A 21,993-nucleotide genomic window follows, 5' to 3' on the forward strand; every position below is an offset into this window, starting at 1 on the left:
GGTGCTTCCTAATACAATCTAAAACCAGATCTCTATTTAGGCGCTACCATTTTTTTGAATATAAAGGTCGCGTTTATTTGAGCATGGACTTTTTTAGTGCCAGAGATTTTATTTTCATGGGAGTTCAATAAGAAAAAAAGCTGCCTATGAAACTCAATGATTTTCAAGAAATCACCTGTTACTTCAATAATGGGGCTCGTCAGATTTATGCGAATTTACAACGATAAGACTTCAATTTTTATACACGATTTTATTCATCAAAGACGATGATGCAACATTAATTCAAATGCTTCAAAACCTTTGCTATGACTGACTTTTAACAAAAGTGCATAAAACAACACATAAACAATGTTCATAAGATAAGCCACGAAACATTGATTTCACAACATTCGTGGCTTTTTGATGTGTTTCCAAACTTGCGTTTGGAAACGTTTTTAGGTATATATGTGTATATTTTATTCGACAATTTTTGTTTGGTTGTTTAATTTATATGAGTGAATATAATTTACTGCGTACTTTACTAAAAATATTCCTAAGACTCCACCCAAAACATTAAATAACAAATAGATAATATCCGTATTACCAAAGTTGCTTATAGTAAAACCAGACCACCCAAGTAAAAGACGGGCAAAATCTATCACTAAACAACTTAAAATAACAATAGAAATTGCTTTTTTGTTACTTTTTAAATTGAAAAGGAGTAATAAAAAAATCCCAAACGGTACAAATAAAATAACATTATAAAATAAAGCTGAATAACTCCAAATAGAAATATTAAAGTGCATCGTATCAAATATTCCAAACCAGTCATTCGTTGAAATAAAACTTCTAGTATTGTCTGCTGGATTTTGATGGAGCGTGAATCCACCCAATTTAATTTGAACTAAGCTTATTACGTAAAAAATAGAGCTATATAACATAACTCGTTTCTTAGCACTTTTTTCTACTTTTCTAAAATAATCAAGTAATATATCAATAAAAATATATACTAACAAAATTAAGAATGCTAAGGGAACAATATTGTAAAGAACATATGTTGAATGCATAATTAACATCTCCCGTTATTTTACATTTTTTAGTCACTATTCATTTTACTAATTTTCACATTATAAAACAAATCAAAATAATAAATCGAATTTACCCTTATATAACATTGATTATTTCAAAAAAACATTTATAATAACAAATGTATAAAAATACATAAACGGAGGATTACGGAACTTATAGGAATTAAAAAACTATTATTAACATCTTTTATGTTCGGTGCAATCATCTTAGGGACTACGCAAAATACTAGCGCTAATACAATTAATGATGACACTATCAAATCTCTTCCAGAAGGGGTAGAGAAATATTACCCAACAAACCCTGAACTTTTAGTAGATGAAGATTCTGAAGATTACGATTCTTGCCATGCCCCAGTTCTGAGTGAATTTGATCCATCGTTTTTTTGGCTTCTGCATATAATTGCTTATCATGCTCTCTCAAAATACCGTAGTCTGCTACACGCCCCATTTTTCTATAGAGGCTTTCGCTACTCTTTTAATCGACATTAAATAAAAGTAAAAGTCTCGCTATATTCCCAATCCTTAATTCCTACCCGAGAATAGACAAAAATAAAAAGTGCAACAATTAACTGTTGCACCTTAAGGTAAAATAATATACATTATATCCCCTATTACTATCAGAAAAATCCAATTAATATAGCGTATCAAACCTTCCCAAGGCGTCGTTGGTAACAATTCTTTCCTTAACGTTGTAAATCCGCATAAAACTGACGAGACCCCAAAAAAGACAGATTATTTTAAATCTCCTTATTCCGCTAAAGCACCCCGTTCGTATTATAGGCATTATCAGGCTCAAACTTTAATTTTATTATATGTTTTATAACCTGGGAATGAAAGTTACGATAAGTACTTGTCACCTATATATTCATACCTAATATCGCTATCTATATCACCATCTCTATCAATCTATTTTAGTAATCCATTATCATAGTAACTAATACATTTTGTAGTGGATTCAGTTCACCATAATTTATTATCTGATCTCCCCCTTTGTAATGCCACAATTTTTTCCCATTGACAACGACCGTTGATTCAGGTGCTTCTTGATCAAATTTATATTCAATACGGTCTCCTTTGGCCTTTTGATGTAAGATTAATTCGCCATTTTCGTCATACTGATATGAAGTAGTGTCATTTAAAGGATTGGTATCTTGAATAATTTGATTCTTCCCATTGTATTTATAAAGCGTAAAAAACAACTTGTGTTCGATGCATATCTTGTACAGGGAATGGTCTAGATTAAATCGAGCTGTAAAATATGAAGATTTACTTGATACGGCATCTCAAAAGCAAGAGTGAAATTTACCGTTCTCAAAACTATGGTTCTTATTAGGAGCGTACATCGGCTCTTATAAAAAGACAATAAAGTTATTTAATTTTAAAACCTAAAATAAGCATAACCCCGTTCTAAATTTAGGACGGGATTATAACATTAAAGTCGTTTGAAAATCTAAGATTTATTTTACAATAGCACCCTTAAGTTGTTGAAATCTTAGTCACAAACGTCGGAAACACCACCATTATATGAGTATCAAAGGCTCCTGTGGTTGTGGGAAAATCCGTAGGTCGGTCACTGTTACATACACATTGCCTAAACGATCCACGGCAATTCTGGGCTATCATCTAAATACCGAAAGCATCGTCTTGTTATTTCAGTTTTGAGAGATACTTAATCCACCGGTTAAGTAAATAAAAGTGATTGGAATTGACTGTTTCGTTCCGTTTGTACCTATGTCGATGGATGTACCGGTGAAACCGACTTTCCCAAGTTCAATGTCTTGCAATTTTGCTCCTAGCTCGAATCCTCCTTGAAGTTCTACCCCTTGTTCCCGGGAATAATCAACTTCCATCGTAACCTTTCCATCATCCTTTTCTACAGCACTAACCGAGAGAATTATACGTTTTGCGTTGGCAGGAACCGAAAATTTCCCGGTACCACTGAGTAACATTCCTTTAGGCGATATATGTTCTGATAAGTTTACGTTAAAAGCAGGATGATTGCCTGTTGCAGGAATTGTAATTTGGGATAACGCGGCACGAGGCAGAATTGTTCTTCTGCCGCTAATAGTAATCGCATAATCTCCCGCTTCGAGTGGAATTGATACTTTACCGATTCCAGATGAAGCGTTGAAATCGCCGAATTCGTCTATGTTACCTCCAACCACAATTACATTAAACTCACCATCTAATGGCTGATTGGTAATCGAATGGTTCATTCGGAAAATTAATTCTACATTTTTATTAGGCTTGGTCAGGTTTTGCGCTGCTTTCTCTCTAATCTCATCACGTTGCTTTTTAGGAAAATATGTGGCTGCATCTGACTGACTTTTTGCTGCATCAGCTTCGGCTTTCTTTGAATTAGCCTCGGCTACCTTTGTATCCGCCTCAACCTTTGCTGCTTGGGCCCGTGCTGCTCTATTCGCTTCAGCTTCCACTTTTTTACCTTCTACCTCAGCTGCAGCTTTATATATTCCAAGGTCGTAGTCTTTCTGTTGTCGGTCCAGATCGTTCATATATTTTGCTTGAATCTCTCGCGCTTTGTTAGCGGCTTCGGTAATCTTGATGGTATTGTCTGAGAGCCCTTTTAGCAGGTCTGCTACTTCTTGCCGTCCCGACATATCGCGGAAAATATTAGGTGTTGCAAGAAGGTTCATTGCTGCAGCTAAACCAGTTGGATCGGGTGCCGATGTTGGATTGACGATGTTTACCAAGGATTGTGGGAACGGTGTTGGCGCTGCTACAACCTGCTGAGGTTGCGGCTGAATTGGATTCACTGGATTGATCTCCGGTGCCTCAATAGGAATCGGATGCTCCTCCCATTTCCAGAAGCGCGTGTTGTCAATCTCTTCCGAAATGCTACAATGGCCGAGTTTGCCTTCGGCAAAAACGCCGCGTGTTGGTAGAGTGAACAGTCTTTCGGATTTCATAGATGCAAGTGAGATACCTTCAACTATCTTTTGTCGCTCTTGTTCTGAGAGCTTAGCAAGCTGATCAGCGGCCCATTGCCGGCGGTTTGGATCGTTCCCATTCATCGCTGCTGCAAGATCGACGATAAGTGTATCATTATTAGGTTGCTTGACAAGTGGATAGGCGATATAACTTCCAAATACTTCGAGCGGCGTCGGATCTACTATGTCTGCAACGTTCTTCTGTTCCATTTCAATCGCGATTGAAGTTGGGTCAGTTGCCAAAAGCAAAACGCGATTATAGTAATCTTTATTAGTATTGAAATGTGCAATCAGCTTATTGATTTGGTGTCCTTCCTCCTGTGTCATACTTTGCTCTGGTGAGAGGATCGGTGGAACTGAAGCAGGACGCAGGCTTGGACGCTTTATGAAAGTAACGGTGTTAGAACTTCCATTTGTATCAAAATAGTAATCAACATGGGTTTTCTCGGGTTCGATTAAGGAGATTGCACCTTCATTATGAAATCCATTTATTTCCAAACGATCCATCCGCCAGTCATTTCTATCATGCAATACGAATTCAAAGCCAACCAATTGTGACCATTTAGTTTTTCTAAAAAGCGGGTCCTCTGGCTCTGCAATAAACCAACTCGTCGCAGTATCATCGTTCAGACGTTCTCCAGTGTTTACATTGCGAGTTGGGGCCCCCTTCTCCCACAAATGTAACAGTGGTCGAATGACGTTATTTCCATCCCATATAATGAGGTTTACCATGACCAATTGGCTCGTTGTATCACCATTGCCTTTTGCCGTTTTTACTCCAAACTCAAAAAGCCCAAACTCAATATCGCCATCCCAAAATGACGGTTCTGAAGCCTTCGGTACAATATTATGTTCTGTCTGGAACTCACGTATCGCTTCTCTTTTCTCCAGTAGGTCAAAAGCTGGCTTGAGTGAAGGATCAAGAAGAGCCGGTTCAAGTTGAAAACGATGATTAATTAGATCAGCGGCGGTGAATTGATTAATCCTCTGCTCTGGGATTTTGATAAGAAGAGCAGAACGTCTACGCACCCACTCAACCGTTACCCGAAAATGACGGAGTATTTCATAATAAAGAATAGTGAGTGTATGACTGTGGTTATAATTTGTGAATGTCCTTGTCTGAATGCTCTCCTTCTCTTCTTGCTGCGCTTGTATAACCACCGTTGAATTAATTTCCCTTTGAGCTGAGCTTGCCTGCGAGAAACTATCCATTAGTCGTTGAACATTCTCTGCCGCGAGCTCACGACTACCATCACTCGTTGCTGTCGATCCTCCAAGACTCCATGCGTTTCCGACAGCTGCACCTATGCCAAAAACCCCATTACCAACGGAACCCGTAGCACCTGATGAATTAGCGTATCCACCCATAAAAGATGAACCGTGCTGCATCTCTTGTAGACCTGCTTTCATTGTTTCAGTAATCGTTCTGTCACGATGTGTTTGATGGAGCAACTCCTCATTCAAACTTGTATTCTCTTCACGCTTGATTAAGTTGTCCCAAGACCAGTCTATAACAGCCAACTTTACTGTCTCAGCAGGAGCAAGAGGAAGACTATATAGAATTTCTCCTAACGAATGACCTAGCGAGAACCAAGACACCTTATATTCGTCGACGTAAGCTGCTTTGCACCCATCAGGAACTTCGAATCCCTCTGGTGGCTCACCGGAAATGCGAACTACCTGCCGCAAGAGAAATTCCTTAAGTGCAATATTGGCAACCACAAGCTCCTCGCAACCTTCTTCGCCGATGAGAGTTTTTGGACTAGAAGCGAAGGAGGCAGGAGATAACCGCCAGTCTGTGAGAGATGGATTTTGCAACGACCGCGCCCCCATGTTATTTAATGCTATAGGCATGGTCTGTTTCTTGACTGGTAAGCGAGCCACGATAGCATCGAAGGCGAACCGCGCCTGACCAAATACGTCAAATCGTATGTCAAGGCCGTATGGATAAATCCAAATCGCGATTTTTGGAACGGAATTGGGATCATTACGGCGCATTTCTATTGCTTCCTCCAGCATCTGGAGTACCTCAGGGCTCAGACGCCTTAAGTCGAAGGAAGCATAGCCGACATGATCTGTCGTCAATACACCGAGTGGTTCCGACCATATATTACCTGTATCCTCTGGTGTTTGGATAAGAATGAGATCAAACTCTTTCGCCGCATTTCTAAGAGCGGTGGAGATTAACTTTTCTAGTTCGCCAGTCTTTATGTCTTTGAAATGGTTTTGCCCGGACATTGAGAGCACGTTTTTAAAGACGTAATCAAAAATCTCTCTAATCTTTTGGTGATCCATTGAAAAAAAACTTGCTATATCAATGGTATTCGAAATCGCATGCTCCGTTGCCTCTATTACGTTTTTTTTAATTTCTTTAGTTATCGACGGATCACGCTTTTGAAGCACTCCAAAATTCAGTTCGACGAATCTATCATCGAGAGGAGTTATTGGAATGATTCGAGGGACCGCGACTTCTGCATAAAGAGGAATGTTTGATGTTGGGTGGCTTGTTTCTGGATCAGTTACGAAAATACTAAGATGAGTTGGTGGTGAAATGGGCCAATTTGGCATTATGCTCCTCCATTCTTGAAAACAAAATTTTTAAATACGGCAAAGTATCAGTATCGTAATGTAAGAAGACTGTCGGTTTATACAAAATACTTTGATGTAGTATGTATCCATGTACATTGATTCATACCTTGATTCGTCGACCCAGAGAGCTTTCATTTTTCACTGCGACTCAGGATTTAGGGATTACTCAGGTAATGATGGAGGACCCTAAAAATCAACTAATTCCTGTGCATGCTTATCTTCTCCAAGAGGCTTAAACACTTCTTTGAAATCGTCGTACCACTCGCTGTATTCAGGTACTACATCAGTTAATCCAAATTTGTCTAAATCATCAGATGTAACCGTTGATAAATCTGACAAGAAATCTTTTATAACTTGTGTTAGGCGATCTTGTAACGCCTTTTTATTATCAGCGTTTTCAACAATGGCCACTTTTTCCTGAGTATGGTTAATTGTATCCCAAGAAACCCCTTCTTTATTATCTTCCATCTTTGCAACAGCATCGCTGGCATCATGATACCGTTGTAATTCATTTATACGTTCTTCTAGCTGTTCCTTGCTTTTTGAAGCAGTCAACCCCGAAACAAGATCCTTCGCTTTTTCAAAATCCTTTTTAGAAAGACTTTGCTCAGCATCTTCAGTAGCTACAGTTGCAGTTACTGAATCTAAGCGATTTTGCCAGTTCGTTAATGTTTCACTTTCCGATACCGTTGACGCTTTTAAAGTATCAATCTTTTCTATAGCATCTTTTAAAGCTTCTTTTGTACGCTTTGCTTCGTAACTTAAAATTGATTCATATGCCTTGTAAAATGCTTCATGTTGTGCCGTCTTATATTCATTAGGATTATCTGAATGTGCATTTAACTCTTTCAAGTAATCAGTTGCATTATCAACTTTAATAACGGTATGCATTAAAATTTTTGATGCGCTATCAGCTATGCCATCATTTGCTACAATACTAATTTCGCTGTTATGGAAACCTTTTTGATAATCCATACCTTTTAACATAGCTTTAAAGGTATGGTTATTATCAGTTGATGCTAATACTGTTGTGCTATTATAGATTGCTTTTGCCAATAAAGGCTGGCCATCGACGTCAGATATACTTCCCTGCACAATAAAGTTAGAAGAATCATCAACAACATTAAATTTATCTACCGCTTCTGCAGAAATCACAACAGGGGCAGTATTTACTTTTTTCACTTCTATAACTTGAACGGATTTATTTCCTCGAGCATCTTCGGCATAAACTGTGTATTTTCCATTTTCATTCACAGTGAATTTGCCATTTGTTATGGCTGTTCCATTAGCTCCAAAATATCCTGAGCCTTGCTCTCCTGTTGCATATTTAATAGTCTTTATGGTTGAAAAATCATACACTTTTACATCTACAGTAGATGTTGCACCAACCTTACTCTGCTCAGTTAATTCAATTACTGGTGGGGTTACATCATCTGAAAGTACACGTTGTCCTCGTTCATACCAATATCCATCTGCATTGCGTACTCCATGTTGGTACTTATTGTATCCGCCTTGTAATGAATTTGTTATTAAACTTCCTCTTTCAAATACATTAGGGTTTGAAATTTTTTCTTTATAAGAGTAAGATGCAGTTTTTCCTCCGTTTGCATGAATAATTAAATCAAAATAACCTTGTCTATTAGGAGTGTTATATGGAATTAAACCCATTATTAATTCTCCCCAATTATTGGTTCTTACTTCAACTGGATCTTGACCATTACTATAATAAAATCCTTTTTCTGGACTATAGCTCAATTGATCGTATCGCGAGCCATAAGGGAAACTCGGCAATCCCATTTCATTCCATTCGCGATTGTAAGAAGTTTCGCCTGACCAATCAACAGATGCCTCAGCGTTTGAATGTCTAGTACTTCCCCAAACTGTAGGATTGACTGCATAATATTTACTCCAATAATATTGTACATCTCTAATATCCTTAACTGGACTTGTTGAATATGCAGATGTTGCTTGACCATCACTTGCAATTACTCGGAATTGTACTGAGATTTTGTCTTGAGGTACAGTGTATTCGTAGACTTTTTGTGTTCCTTTATATACCTGTTCCCAATTACCACTGTTATTATAATTCACTTGAAGTGTATAAGTTATCGTGTCACCTTCGGGATCAGTAGAGTAATACGAAATAAAGTGTTTATCTCCATGTTCAAATTGTACGGATGGTACTGTCAACGTTGGCGTAGTTGGTGCTGTATTATATTGTTCTGAACCCACATATTCATAGTAATATCCACTTTTAATATCATTTTGTGGATACTCATATTCATAATTTGATGTAACTAGTCCCAAGTAATTCCCTTTACTTTGAGTTTTACCGTAATAACCTTTTGTAACATAATGAAAAGATAAATACATGGCTATTCCATAATCATACTCCCCTTGAGTACGGTGATAAGCTAATTGTTCTTGAGCCTCATAGTAACCCATACTTGGTCCCCACTCTGTCCAACTTGAACCATATGGAATAAATCCGTCTTCTTCACTAACCTCAAATTTCTTCCATGTGTATTTTGTAGCCGCTTCAGCTTCTTGTACTCCAGCAACTCCACCGACAGCTGCGTTAGCAATTGCTAGGGCCATGAATGCTTTACCTGAAGCATTCCTATACGTTTTAAACCGTGTCTGTTTTTTCCCCTTACCATTCTCTTTTACCAAAATAACACTCCTCTTCCAAATTTTGACGAAAAAAAGTACCGAATAAACGCATTTAAATGCATTTATTCGGTACTTCCGAATTTTTTCTTCATTTACCATTATTATAACCACAAAGTTTTTGTTAATCAACATTGATATATTCCGACCAAAGAAAAAGGACGCGCGAATGATTTTACTAAAAGTCAAGAGATGAGATTTGTGAGTTTTCGATTTCTTTCATGAGAAAATACCCCCTTTTTAATCAATTACAATGGTAGAGTGATATATTCCACTTACTATGCTCTTCAAACCCCAGACAATACCCTACTTTTTATGGCATATTTTTCTTTTATATGATAATATTACACACGTAAACATGAGTAAAAAGAAGTAAAAATAATTCATGTTTCAATAGTTCGATAGGAGGATATGTTTGTGAAAATAAGATTAGTAGCATTAATTTTTTCTGTAGTATTTGCTTCTTTAGTATTTAATTCAGAAGCTAAAGCAGAATGGGAGGATTACAAGCCATCAAGTGCAATCTTTAAAGAAATTGTTTACTTAGAAGAAAGAGGTTTGTTGCTTTATGGAGCGGATATTTATGATGCGTTAGTTGATTTACCTGCGGATAGAAGAGATGCGATTTCAATGATAGCATTTTCTTTGAATTTAGATAAGACTACAAGAAATACTGTTTTTTCTGATATTCCAAAGGAGCATCCTGAAAGTGGATTAATCCAATCTGCTTTTGAAAAAGGAATTGTAACAGGGTACAAGGATGGAACATTTAGACCTGCTGATTCTGTAACAAGAGGACAGTTCGCTCTATTTATTGATAGAGCTTATGGAAAATATCTACCGAATAATTCAAATATAGAATTTAAAGATTTGCCGAAGACGCTTAGTTCTCACAACGCAATAAAAAAACTAGCAGGAGCAGGAATTGCAACTGGATATAAAGATGGAACATTTAAACCTGATGGAACACTCACAAAAGAACACTTAGCAATGTTTATGTATAGAACTGTAAAATATTTAGAAGGTAAAGGAGTGGTGTTTGAAAAATCAAATAGTGTTTATAACGATTCTAATATTAAGTGGGGCATGTCTTACGATTCTGTATATAAGATTGTAAAGAATAATGTTACTCGTTCTACGCAGGATGCTGGTATTTTTACAAATAGAGCAAGATATAATTTATCAGGAACAACATATTATTTATTTGATAAAAAAAATGGATTAGATTATTATTGGCATGAATTTGATTGGAGTAAAGAGAAAACTATACCTGACACAGTAGCAGAGCTTCATAAAATGTATGAAGAAAAAGTGATAGAGGAATTTGGTGTACCGAATTCGACATTTAAAACAAACACTTCTAATTTTTTGTTGTATGATTCTCAATGGGATACTGGAGTATATACTGTACTATTGAAAACTACTAAGTTAGATGGGAAAATTACAGTGGAATTAAGTTTTTTTGACATCAATGACATCAAAAACAAAAAAAATAAAAAATGATTTAGAAGATAGAGCGAACTGCTCTATCTTTTTTTATTTGTCCTGTTAGAAGTCCGCAGTCATCCTATGCATTAACGAAGCTATAACAATTTGATTGACCGCTTAAACGGAACAGAATTGAGCATAGCCATTTAGCTCCTTTTAGATAAATTTCTTTAGCAGGAAGTAACTTTATAACATGTAATTCTGCTACTGCAAAGTTACCAAATTTAAATCACTACCTAGTGCTCCAAAAAATCCCTTACCCTTCTTCGCCATTAAACACCACCCCCACCAATAGGGAACATGCCCATGTAATCTAGTGTGGATTCTAGGTCAGCGCTTCTCCCGATGTATTAGATACGGACACAGGTGCTTCGTACGGGTATTACATGGGTTATATGTGTTATTGGTTGAATGATGAATTCATACGGCACTGGGTAGCCCCCACAAAGCCCTTACCCTTCTTCGCCATTAAGCATCCCCTCCACCAATAGGGATACTACCCATGACGTCTAGTGCGGTTTATTTCATTTAAAGCTCCTTCAGCAGTTTGTACGAGTGAGATACCATCCTGAATGTTTTTCCCTGCCATATCTAGCCCACGAATTTGACCACGCATTTTTTCAGAGATTGCCAGTCCAGCTGCATCATCTCCTGCTCGATTAATCATATATCCTGAAGACAACTTTTCTAATACACTATCGGCCTTTTTCTTATTTTGTGTTAATCTATTACTTGTATTTAGAGATGATATATTATGCTTAATTATCAAAATATTGGATCCTCTTAAAACTTATCCTAAAATAAAGTTTTCTAATTTAAGATAATATTACCATTTAACTATTAAAAATAAAAGAACACTCGTTAAAATAGGAACATAGCCAGTATACACCATAGGAAGAGTGGCCATAAGTCTGCTCACAAAATTAATTGTGACATAAGTGATATAGCTGTAATGAAAATTGTTTTATTTATTCAAAAAACTCTCGACTATAACTAAACCGTAAATGTGAGGTAAATAATAATGTTGCAACAATCCATAGAAATTATAGATGACAAATTTAATATTGTACTATGTGATGAACCAATTGGTGAATATATAGCATTAGAAAATGTGATGGCAGAGATAATAATTTTAAAAAAAGAGAAAATAAAATTGATAAATTATAAGTATGAAAGTGAGAAATTAAGTAGATTTATTAATTTGTTTGCAGAAAAAAATAAAGAAAATCTACACCCTGACTATTTAAATTATTTAGAAATAGGTGACGATTTAAATAATATTTCATTCGAGGATAGATTCAATTTGGTGATATTAGGGGCCGAAAAATTTTGTGAGATTGAACAAACAGCCTCCGCAGTTACTGAAAACTATATAGGAGATTCAGCTAGTAGACTCTTTGGTGTAGAATCATTGAATGTTTCGGAAAAAATAATGGAGTCTTGGAATAAATACAAGGATAATGAAAGCCTATTAACAATTACAATGTTTTTTGAGGTTTCACCTAAGAAGGCTAACGAGCTATTAAAAGAATATGAAAATCATGATTTTATAAGTATAACCTCCCTATTAACGGGAAAACAGGAGTTAGATATTCAAAAAATTATATTAGAATTGAGCAATAGAACGCTTAAGGAAAGTTTGAATTACATAAATGAAGTATTGTCAAAAAAATTACCTAGAGAAAATATCTGTTTGCTAAGATTTATTGTATATTTACAAAATGGATACTTAGAAGAGGCATTGAATGTCTTAAAAGGTATATTTGAAAAATTAAATAATAATGAAATAGTGATATTTTGTAATGTTCTCATATCTCAAAAAAAATATTCTGAAGCATTTAACCTACTAAAAAGCATATACGAAAAAGATAAATGGACAATAGGTTTATTTCCTGCATTAATTAAAGCCTCTGTAATACTAGAATTTGAAAAACGGGAAAAAATCATTGAGGACATACTTTTACTTGTAAATGACGATCTATACATATTACAAGAGTCTGGGAACTTTTTTTGGTCTATTAAGAATTATAAGAGAGCAGGAGAAATTTATAGAAAAATATTTAATATTTCCTCTAATCGATATTTTGATATGATGGCGAGAATAGCAGAATTAATGTCTAACGTTCCTGATAATGTAAATGTTGCAGAAGGTTATATGCATGCACTTTTACAAAATGATCAACTTGATAATGAAATTTATTATCGAACAGCTCTAATATGTAAAAATATATTTAAAAGTAACTATAAATACTATCAAAATTTAAGCAAAGTGGAGATTAATGAAGATTTTCCTTTCTCTAAAGATGTTATCACTAGACGTTTAGACATTCTAAAAGATGAAATAAAAATTATAGATTGTTTAAAGGTGAAAGTAGATAGAGAAACTAAACAAATTATTAATAAAGATTTAATAAGTATTAAAGATATGCGATTAAATACTATATTAAACGGAATAGAATATTTATTTTTAGATGATCAAGGTTTTGTTGATTTACAAGAATTTATTGATTTTAGTCAAAGTGAAGAGATATGGTATCAAAGTTTAATAAAATTATTTGAAAACGAAATCGAAAACTGGAAAATACAGTCTATTGATAGTGTTAGGGATAGCATAATATCTAAAGAGCTAGAAGAGTTAGGTGCTAAACCAACATTTGAACAACTATTCAGTTTGGTTAGAGATTTAAGAGAATTAGAGGATAGTAATGAAGAAAAACTAAAAGTTGCAAACGGTGCTTTAGGGATGGCGATGAGTTTTAATGATATTTTAAAAGAATCCTATATTAGATTTGAAGTAGGTTTATTCTTAACTTATATTGGGGAATATCAAAAAGCTAATGAACATGCCTTAAACTTATTACATCGTTACAATAGAGAACAAGATAAGGCCATAAAAACTAAACTTCTTATTTTAGGTTTATCTGTATGGGCTGTTTCTCAATATAGAAGTGGTAGAAAAGTAGATGGAATACTATGTACGATAGTCGTTATGAGAAAAGCATTAGTGGCAAATGAATATTATGCTATTGAAAGTTCTTTAAATATATTGTTTTTATTTTTAAGTAATGATTTAAAAATAGGTAATACTAAAAATATTAGATTAAAACTAACAAATTTTAAAACTTCCTTTGTTACTCAAATAAAAGAAGGCATGCAAGTCTCATCACCAGTAGAAATAGAGAATGCCCTTTTAAATAAAGATTGGGATACAGCTAAAAAATTATTAATGAGTGAACTAGGGAATTTTGATTTGATGGATGTTTATGATGCAACGAACTTTGTTAATTATATAAATTCACTATATATGTTAGGGCAGGTTAATGAAGCGTATTCTCTGATATTAGAAAAATCCAATGATGTTTTAAAGTTATTCGAAATGAGATTAGATAATAGATGGAAAGTATGTTATCAATTTGTACAAATAATATTTAAACAAATTATGAATGATGATTACAAAGAAAACTCAGATTTACTAATGGAAATTATGGACATGGCAATAAATGATATGGAAATTCAAAGAAAAAGTATGTTTCATATCCAAGAACGGGCAGCTTATACAGAAGAAACCCAAAATGTTTATAAGGTATTCTTAAAAATAGCAGCTTTTGCAGATATAATTTCTAAAAAAAGAAAACACAAAAATATATGGGAAGACAAGTTGATAAAATTAATATTTAAAACCTCCTCTATAAGTTTATTAGAAAAGAAATTTACAGATACTAAAATATCAGAAGAAGCTGAAAAAAAAGCTGAAGAATATTTTAGACTTTATGAAGAATTATTAAATATTAAAGTTGATTTCGAATCTGAGGAATACAGAAAAAAAACAGAAACTTTTGAATCACTTCATGCTTACTTAATTAAAGAACATTATAGTTTTAGAAGCCTTATACAAATGGAAGAAATAGATTTAAATTTAGTACAGTCTTTGCTACACGAAAATGAAGTTTTTTATGAATATCGAATTACCGACGATGTTTTAGTAAGTTTATTGGTAACAAAACAATCGTATAAATTAAGTACAAAGATTTTAAAGTTTAAAAACTTAAATGAAGATTCAAACGAATCTTTAAATGAAGTTTTAAATAATATAGGTCTAATACTTTCTTTAAGTGACGATCGAGACAGCAAGAATTTAGAAATTATTGAGTATTTATGTGAAAGTCTTTCTAAATTTATTTATGGAGATTTTATAGAATATATTGAGAATTTATCATCTCAAATAAATTTAATAGTTTGCCCAGATATGTCAATACCTTATTTTACCCCATCGTTAATGAGGCATAACGGAGAATGGGTTATAACGAAAATAAATAAAATTAATAATATCCTTTCAGTAAACGAATTAAAGTATAGAAATAAAAAAAATAAACTAAATAATAATGATTTTTTAATTTCTATTGGCTCAAAAAGCAGTGGAAATGATACAAGTATACCGTTAGCCGAAGAATGGTACGAAAATAATAAAGAATTTTTTAAAGATCGAATTAATGATATAGAAGCATTTTCAAATATAGAAAATGAAAAGAATTTATTTTTAATTATAATTGCACACGGTATAGAAGAAGTTGGAAAAAAGAGAGGAACAACGGGAGCAGTTAGAATTTTAGGCCCAGAAAAAAAATATCTTGAAAACAGTTTTTTTAGTGAAATAGCTCATAAATTAAATGTTTTATTCTTGCTAACTTGTCAAAGTGGACAACCATCAACAAATAATATTCAAAAAGCAGAAACTATTTGGAAGACAATCGTTTCACAAAATTGTTCCTCAATACTTTGTAGATGGGATGTAGGAGCTAAGCCTGGATTAATAGTTTTAGAATGCTATAGAGATTCCGAAGATAATTTTATAGATAATGCTGAAATATTAATAAATGCACAAAAAAAATTATTATCTTCAGACGAATTTAATATTCCATCTGAATGGGCCTGTTTTGAATATTGGGGTCTAGAATAATTTAATCAACCAAAAAAATAAATCCACATCAAAAACACCCCCACTCAATTTGATTAATCCTTGGTCAAAACGAGTGGGTTTCTACTATAATTAAACTGTTGTTACCTTCTTTAAAAGCAAATTGAAATTTTTAAAATGCTGAAGGTTTCAACTCATTATCTTCTTATAATTACGTTAGTAACATGGAATCCCCCATTCTCTTTGATTGTTTCTACCATCAGATAGTAGACAAATCTTTAAAATGGGAATACCCATAAAATGAAATCGATTGCTCCAATTTTTACAGTACTTCTCCAACTACTAACTTGTCTTAAATAAATTCTTGCTTATCTTAATCAAGATTGAAAATACTTTCAGTAGTGTTTCTTATAGTTGATAACTCTTGGTTAACTGAGAAGATTCGATTACACAGCGCTACTAGTCCATCATATGAATAACCGCTTCCCTCTATATACAGTATGGATGCCATCGTATCATCTAAAAATTCTATACTTTTATAGTAAGAATCGCCTTTATGCCCTTCTACAACATCTTGATCAATAAATGAAATTTGATTAAAGTATAACTCCACTTCTTTTATTTTAGTTTTATAGATTAAGTGGTCAAAATAAACCTCAATAGAATCCTGATGTGGCATTGGAATCAATTTAAGAATAAAGAAACCAACGAATAAGAATAGTGTAATAACAAGATAACTTTGTTTGGTACTTATTAGAAGGCATAACGCTGTTATTAATATAATTACCTTAACAAATAGGACACTTCGCCTTAACCAGATGCGACTTCGACATGAAATGACAAAATACATTCTAGGTTTTCGCATTAATAATCACCTAATGAACTGTTCTGACTAGAGACTTTAATTCGCCCATCACATCCATGCTTAAATAAAGGCTAGGATTAAATATAATCTTTCCTGAAACATCACCTTTTGGTTCTAAATCCATTAATCCAACAATCATGAATTTTCTTGTTGATTTACTTTTACTCTCTTCATATCTTAGATTTTCCTCAAAATCTTTATCTACAGGACGCACAAGTCTTTCGAATAAACGATATGAATGTTGAATTTCCTTATCTGCGATTTGTTGAACAATCGGCATTCTCCCAACTTTATTTTTGGGAATCATTTGAACTCCAACGACTTTAAATTTTTTTCTCCAAATTAGATATCCTCCTGATAATAAAAAAAGAACCTTAAACGTTAGTTGCCTACTGAAGTGACCCCAAAAAGTTAGACACGGTTATTTCATATCACACAAACAAAAAAGCGAATGGAACTATATTCATTCCATTCGCTCTTCTTATTCCTCACTTATTTGCAATTTACTTAATTAATCCAACGTGTCAATCTACCTGAATTATCCTCTCCCGCATACGATTTACCTTTTATCAGTACGAAAATGGGAGCGGATCCCATCATTCATTTTGATTAACAGTTGAATCATATCAATCTAGTTCCTTATTAATCGGTAGCTTTAGACTTTTAGTTTAAGAAGAAAAAGCGATGCTTATTAAACAATCGCACCTGATTGTTTAATATTGATCTTGTTAAAACCTCTTTTAGTTTAATAAGGAAATTTTAAGAACCAACTTAGTCCCAATCCATATAAAAACTCACCTTTAGCTTTTTTTGCATACAATCTGGACAATCTAGAACATCACTTTGATTAATCTCGATTAAAGGCTTTGACGGCATTTGAGTATTACATCGAGGACAAGTATGAGTGTTCGTGTAAGATTGGGTTCCTGACTTCATATGTAAATGTACTTTATTTAATAGGTAACAACAGTTCTGACAAACATATAGAGCGTCGTAGCATTCAAAAGACGTTTCCTTGTTTTTAATAAACTCTCTGATGTATTGCCGACCTTCTTCTTCCTCATACCATTCTAAAATCGAACTCAAGTTTATATACTTCAATCCAATTCCTAAAAAAACATTTTGTTTGTAAGAGCAATGTCCGCAGTTCAAATTATAAGCTTCTCCCATAAATCTCAAATACCTCTCTAATCCAGTTTAGATTGGAAAACAATACAGAGAAATTTTAACACAAATATCCAGATTTTAATGGTGTTCTTATAGTGATAGGTAAGCCTTTGGCGTTATCTCTGGCTTTTCCCCCACCTCAGACTTTCAGCGTGCTATTCGACGCAAGGGGAAGCCTTTCAGAGCGTCACCTCATCATTCGACTCCTTGATAATATCCTTCAATTTAAATCATAAATTGCCTGAACTTTACTGTGTTAAGCACATCTCATTTAAATCAGGAACGTGTCGCACCCATAAAATGGCCCGATTGTTGAACAATAAGTTAAACAACTGTAGCTTTATAAAAAAGACTGATTAAAAAGATCTTCTCAACCCCTATTTAATAACAAATACAAAAAATCCATTTTGAAAAAAGATTGATCAAAATGGATTTCTTTTAAAAACTAGGTTCGATTTTTTTATAAAAAAGTTTAATTATTTTAAAGCTCCTTATTCAACTAAAGCACACCGTTACTTTAAGTACAATACTTCACAATCTTTTTTTACAAATCATTATAAACTCAATCCATCAATTGTATTGTTTAATGCTAGAATTGAGAAGTATGAGAGAAATGCTTCAAAGCCTTGTAGCTATGTCATAGTTATTATAGAAAGTTTTAAACCACTCTCCTCAAAAAAGATGTTTAGAAAGTGACTAAAAATAAAATAGCTTATCTAAATGGTGAATTATGTTACTATATTTAAGCTCATATAAATTGTATATATTTAACTATATTTTTAGGAAGAAGGTTCATTATGCAATTAAATAATGAAAAAGATGGTGTTATGTATGCAATACTATCTTATGTTCTATGGGGAATCACTCCAATTTACTGGAAACTTACTCAACACGTATCTTCAGTAGAAATTTTAGCACAACGTGTTTTTTGGTCTTTTATTTTTATGCTTGTTCTGCTAATTCTTACAAGAAAATGGTATACATATGTTGAGTTCGTGAAAGAAATCGTTAAGAAGCCCAAATTATTTTGGTCCCTTTTTATTGCCTCTATACTAATTAGTTCTAATTGGGGTATCTTTATGTGGGCAGTGATTGAGGGAAGGATATTAGAAGCAAGTCTTGGCCAATACATCAATCCTCTTACTAGTATGTTAATCGGTGTTATTGCGTTGAAAGAGAGATTGAGTATTTCCCAAACACTTTCATTTGTGTTGGCTGGAGTTGGTGTGTTCACACTCACTCTACATTATGGGATAATTCCTTGGATTTCTCTTAGTTTGGCTTTAACTTTTGGATTTTATAGTTTATTAAAGAAAACGATTAAGGCTGATTCAACTATTGGATTAGCACTTGAAACAATGGTGATTTTCCCTATTGCGTTAGTATATTTAATGTACTTGATGTTTGAATCGAAAATACAGTTTTTTGATTCAGTATCAACAAGTTTATTATTAATGGGGAGTGGCATAGTCACAGTTTTACCACTTTTATTATTTACAAAGAGTGCCAAAAAAGTAACATTATCTTTGCTTGGTATTCTTCAATATATTTCTCCAACACTGTCACTAATGACAGGTGTCTTTATTTTTCACGAAGAGTTGACAAAAGCACATTTTATCGCCTTTCTCTTCATATGGTCAGCTCTGGCAATATATACTTTTTCTTCAGTAACAAAAAGAATTAAAATGAAAACAGATCCGTTAAAAAAGTAAAATGAAGTCTGTCTTTTTGTTTTGATATTTCGCAAATCGAATTTTTGACAACTGTCGGCAAATTGGTAGGCACCCTAGATATTATTTTCATTGATCACGTATTTCTTATAGTTAATGAAAAATTACATCATATAAGATTATGTGAAATCGTTTATTTTGAAATAACAGAAGAGAAATAAGCAGTGCTGTTGACTGAGAGCCATCATTAATATGCTGGCTCCATTTTTAACTTCGTGGCTCTATCCCATTAAAATATTCATCTTACTACACATTTTCTTTCAGATATTCATTCAATATAGTGATGGAATTTAAAATACCGCATTGGTATATCTGTTTAAAGCAACCTTCTTCAACAACTGCCCCGTTAGCCATCCATGTAGCGCAAAAACCAGCGCTACACCACAGAAGATGAAAATGTATTCAGAACGGGTATTGAATACTACGGCGGGGAGAGGAAGGTCGATAAACTATGGTGCCTTGAGCCCTTCCGTTAGTCTGACTCCAACGACCACGGTGTATCACTGACTGTCGCTCTCTCACGGGAAGCACTCATGGGAAATTCATCCTACTCAGGTTGCTGCACAAGCCTCTAATTTGATTGGCCGTAGAAAGGATGTTTCTAATGGAAGTCATCATTGAACGTGCATGTGGCATGGATATTCATAAGGATTCGATTACCGCATATATAAATCGAGTTTAAAAGAAACAACTGACCCCGTAGCTTCACATATGGCTTTGTATCAATGATTAGTCAATCCTGAGTTATAACATCCTCTACTTCACTAACCACACTCACAAGCTCGTTAAATGGCTCTGTGAGTTTGCTTCGATTGTTATTGTAAGCTTACTCAAAATTGAGAAGGTTTAGCTTTGCTACACGCTTATTATCCGCTAAGAGCTTGTTTTTCCGCTTCTTATACTCATTCATCTTATTAATATCACATTGAATGACTTTGAATGACCTCATGAGCATTATGAAACAAACAATCTGACACAAAAAAGCACACCAATTAATGATATAACTCAAAATATTTTGCTTTATAAGCTTACACTTCCCTACACCAACATTTGGAAACGTGTTACACTTTAACAGGAGATTGATTATTCAGTTATTCAACTAATGACTATGAATAGCGAAAAATCAGTTAATATAAAAAGTATACATTTTAGTAAAGAAAAGGGGGAGAAATTTTGTTTTCTAATGAAGAAAGAGATTCTATTTATAAAGTTATTTATAATAGGAGAGATATTCGAAGTTTTTTGTCAACTCCTATCCCTGAAAACATTATACATAGAATATTAAATGCAGCTCATCATGCACCTTCAGTAGGATTTATGCAACCTTGGAACTTTATTTTGATTTCCACTAATGAAATTAAAGAAAAATTGGCTTGGGCAGCAGAAAAAGAAAGCCGAGCATTAGCTATTCATTATGATGGGGAAAAACAAATGAAATTCCTTGATTTAAAAATTGAGGGTTTAAAAGAAGCTCCTATAACTATTTGTGTTACATGTGACCCTACAAGAGGAGGTTCACATGTATTAGGACGAAATTCAATTCCTGAAACAGATATTTTATCAACAGCCTGTGCTATTCAAAATATGTGGCTAGCAGCTTGTGCTGAAGGACTTGCGATGGGGTGGGTAAGTTTTTATAAAAAGAATGACATTAGAGACATTTTAGAAATACCACCACACATTGATCCTATTGCTCTTATATCAATTGGTTATACTAATGATTACCCAGAAAAACCCATTTTAGAGTTAGCTAATTGGGAAAAAAGGCGTTCTTTAGAACATCTTATTTTCGAAAATAAATGGGGCAAAACTAAAGACTTATTAACCTAAACCAGCTAATAGAATGTCATGTAAAACATTTAAATCGAAAAACACATCATGTTATACTAAAAATGCATATATTTGACAGGTCACGGAGGTTCATATGGCGGTGCTGTACGTTGGAACAATGGTCCAACTTACGGTGTTCCTACAATGTCTTCCAAAACCCAAGGTGTTCGGATTGCTACATTTTCTGTACCTAAAGGAACTAGTGTTACACATTCAGTCTATACTTCTACAGCTGGCTCGCTTAACACCCCAGCGGTGATACTGATTACAGAGTAATTAAATATAGTAAAGAATTTCTCGTTAAATAAGGAACCCTGTAGCTTATCGCATTCTCCGATGAGCTACAGGGTTCTCTACATATCATAATATAATATTCACTCAGAAACATTGGAACGTTAAACCAGGGAAAACGATACTGCTTAATTGGGTATCACTAATTATTTGAACTTTATCTATAAGGTAGCCCTTACTCATATAAGGAGTTACATCAAGGTCCCGCTCGGCCACAAACGGCGTGGATAAGTTCATGTAATGAACATCAGTTTGAGCAGATATTTAAGTTTTTTTCTTTAGGTGCAAGTATATAAAGTATTTGTTATTAACAGTAAAAATACCATGCTGATCCAAGTCCTTAATTCTGTTTCCTTTCCCCCTTCTTCTCGAGCAATGTGATGGATACTTTCTTGTCCATTTATATAACGTAATACGACTCTTTTTTTCATCT

At 34.0% G+C, this 21,993-nt stretch carries 10 protein-coding genes and 1 pseudogene; 5 read left to right on the top strand and 6 right to left on the bottom strand.

Translation table 11 applies throughout. The annotated features are described in order from the left end of the window. Positions 1-455 precede the first annotated feature (455 nt). The 3 genes from ACIQ7N_RS01985 to ACIQ7N_RS02000 all read right to left on the bottom strand — a co-directional run bounded on the left by ACIQ7N_RS01985 (position 456) and on the right by ACIQ7N_RS02000 (position 9,277). On the bottom strand, positions 456-1,046 hold the full coding sequence (locus ACIQ7N_RS01985; protein ID WP_402929941.1) for a VanZ family protein: 591 nt from the start codon (positions 1,044-1,046) through the stop codon (positions 456-458). A 1,673-nt stretch (positions 1,047-2,719) separates the two neighbouring features. Next, positions 2,720-6,583: a hypothetical protein gene (locus tag ACIQ7N_RS01995; protein ID WP_402929945.1), complete on the bottom strand. Its 3,864-nt coding sequence runs from the start codon at positions 6,581-6,583 to the stop codon at positions 2,720-2,722. A gap of 207 nt (positions 6,584-6,790) precedes the next feature. Next, complete coding sequence (locus ACIQ7N_RS02000) at positions 6,791-9,277, bottom strand: hypothetical protein (protein ID WP_402929947.1); 2,487 nt, start codon at positions 9,275-9,277, stop codon at positions 6,791-6,793. A gap of 414 nt (positions 9,278-9,691) precedes the next feature. On the opposite strand from ACIQ7N_RS02000, the gene ACIQ7N_RS02005 reads away from it, so the two are divergent. Then, positions 9,692-10,777, top strand: coding sequence for an S-layer homology domain-containing protein (locus ACIQ7N_RS02005; RefSeq protein ID WP_402929949.1), 1,086 nt, complete (start codon positions 9,692-9,694; stop codon positions 10,775-10,777). A 508-nt stretch (positions 10,778-11,285) separates the two neighbouring features. On the opposite strand, the pseudogene ACIQ7N_RS02010 reads toward ACIQ7N_RS02005, so the two are convergent. Beyond that, positions 11,286-11,531: pseudogene (locus tag ACIQ7N_RS02010) on the bottom strand (flagellin N-terminal helical domain-containing protein); the annotation flags it as partial. Positions 11,532-11,783: 252 nt separating this feature from the next. On the opposite strand from ACIQ7N_RS02010, the gene ACIQ7N_RS02015 reads away from it, so the two are divergent. Continuing rightward, positions 11,784-15,719 (top strand): hypothetical protein, encoded by a 3,936-nt coding sequence (locus ACIQ7N_RS02015; protein ID WP_402929951.1) that lies wholly within the window; start codon positions 11,784-11,786, stop codon positions 15,717-15,719. Positions 15,720-16,050: 331 nt separating this feature from the next. On the opposite strand, the gene ACIQ7N_RS02020 is transcribed toward ACIQ7N_RS02015, so the two are convergent. Both ACIQ7N_RS02020 and ACIQ7N_RS02025 read right to left on the bottom strand, forming a co-directional pair. Beyond that, positions 16,051-16,356, bottom strand: coding sequence for a hypothetical protein (locus ACIQ7N_RS02020; protein ID WP_402929953.1), 306 nt, complete (start codon positions 16,354-16,356; stop codon positions 16,051-16,053). 196 nt (positions 16,357-16,552) lie between these two features. Then, entirely contained in the window at positions 16,553-16,849 is a 297-nt protein-coding gene (locus ACIQ7N_RS02025; RefSeq protein ID WP_402929955.1) for a hypothetical protein, read from the bottom strand. 1,657 nt (positions 16,850-18,506) lie between these two features. On the opposite strand from ACIQ7N_RS02025, the gene rarD reads away from it, so the two are divergent. The 3 genes from rarD (at position 18,507) to ACIQ7N_RS02040 (ending at position 21,545) form a co-directional block, all read left to right on the top strand. Next, positions 18,507-19,421 carry an EamA family transporter RarD gene (gene rarD, locus ACIQ7N_RS02030; RefSeq protein ID WP_402929957.1) on the top strand — a complete coding sequence of 305 codons (915 nt, stop codon included), beginning with the start codon at positions 18,507-18,509 and terminating at the stop codon, positions 19,419-19,421. Between the two features lie 1,191 nt (positions 19,422-20,612). Next, entirely contained in the window at positions 20,613-21,269 is a 657-nt protein-coding gene (bluB, locus tag ACIQ7N_RS02035; RefSeq protein WP_402929959.1) for a 5,6-dimethylbenzimidazole synthase, read from the top strand. Positions 21,270-21,341: 72 nt separating this feature from the next. Next, entirely contained in the window at positions 21,342-21,545 is a 204-nt protein-coding gene (locus ACIQ7N_RS02040) for a hypothetical protein (protein ID WP_402929961.1), read from the top strand. Positions 21,546-21,993: the final 448 nt, after the last annotated feature.

Origin of the sequence: Lysinibacillus sp. NPDC095746, assembly GCF_044763535.1 — a bacterium.
In the GTDB taxonomy this organism is placed as follows: domain Bacteria; phylum Bacillota; class Bacilli; order Bacillales_A; family Planococcaceae; genus Lysinibacillus.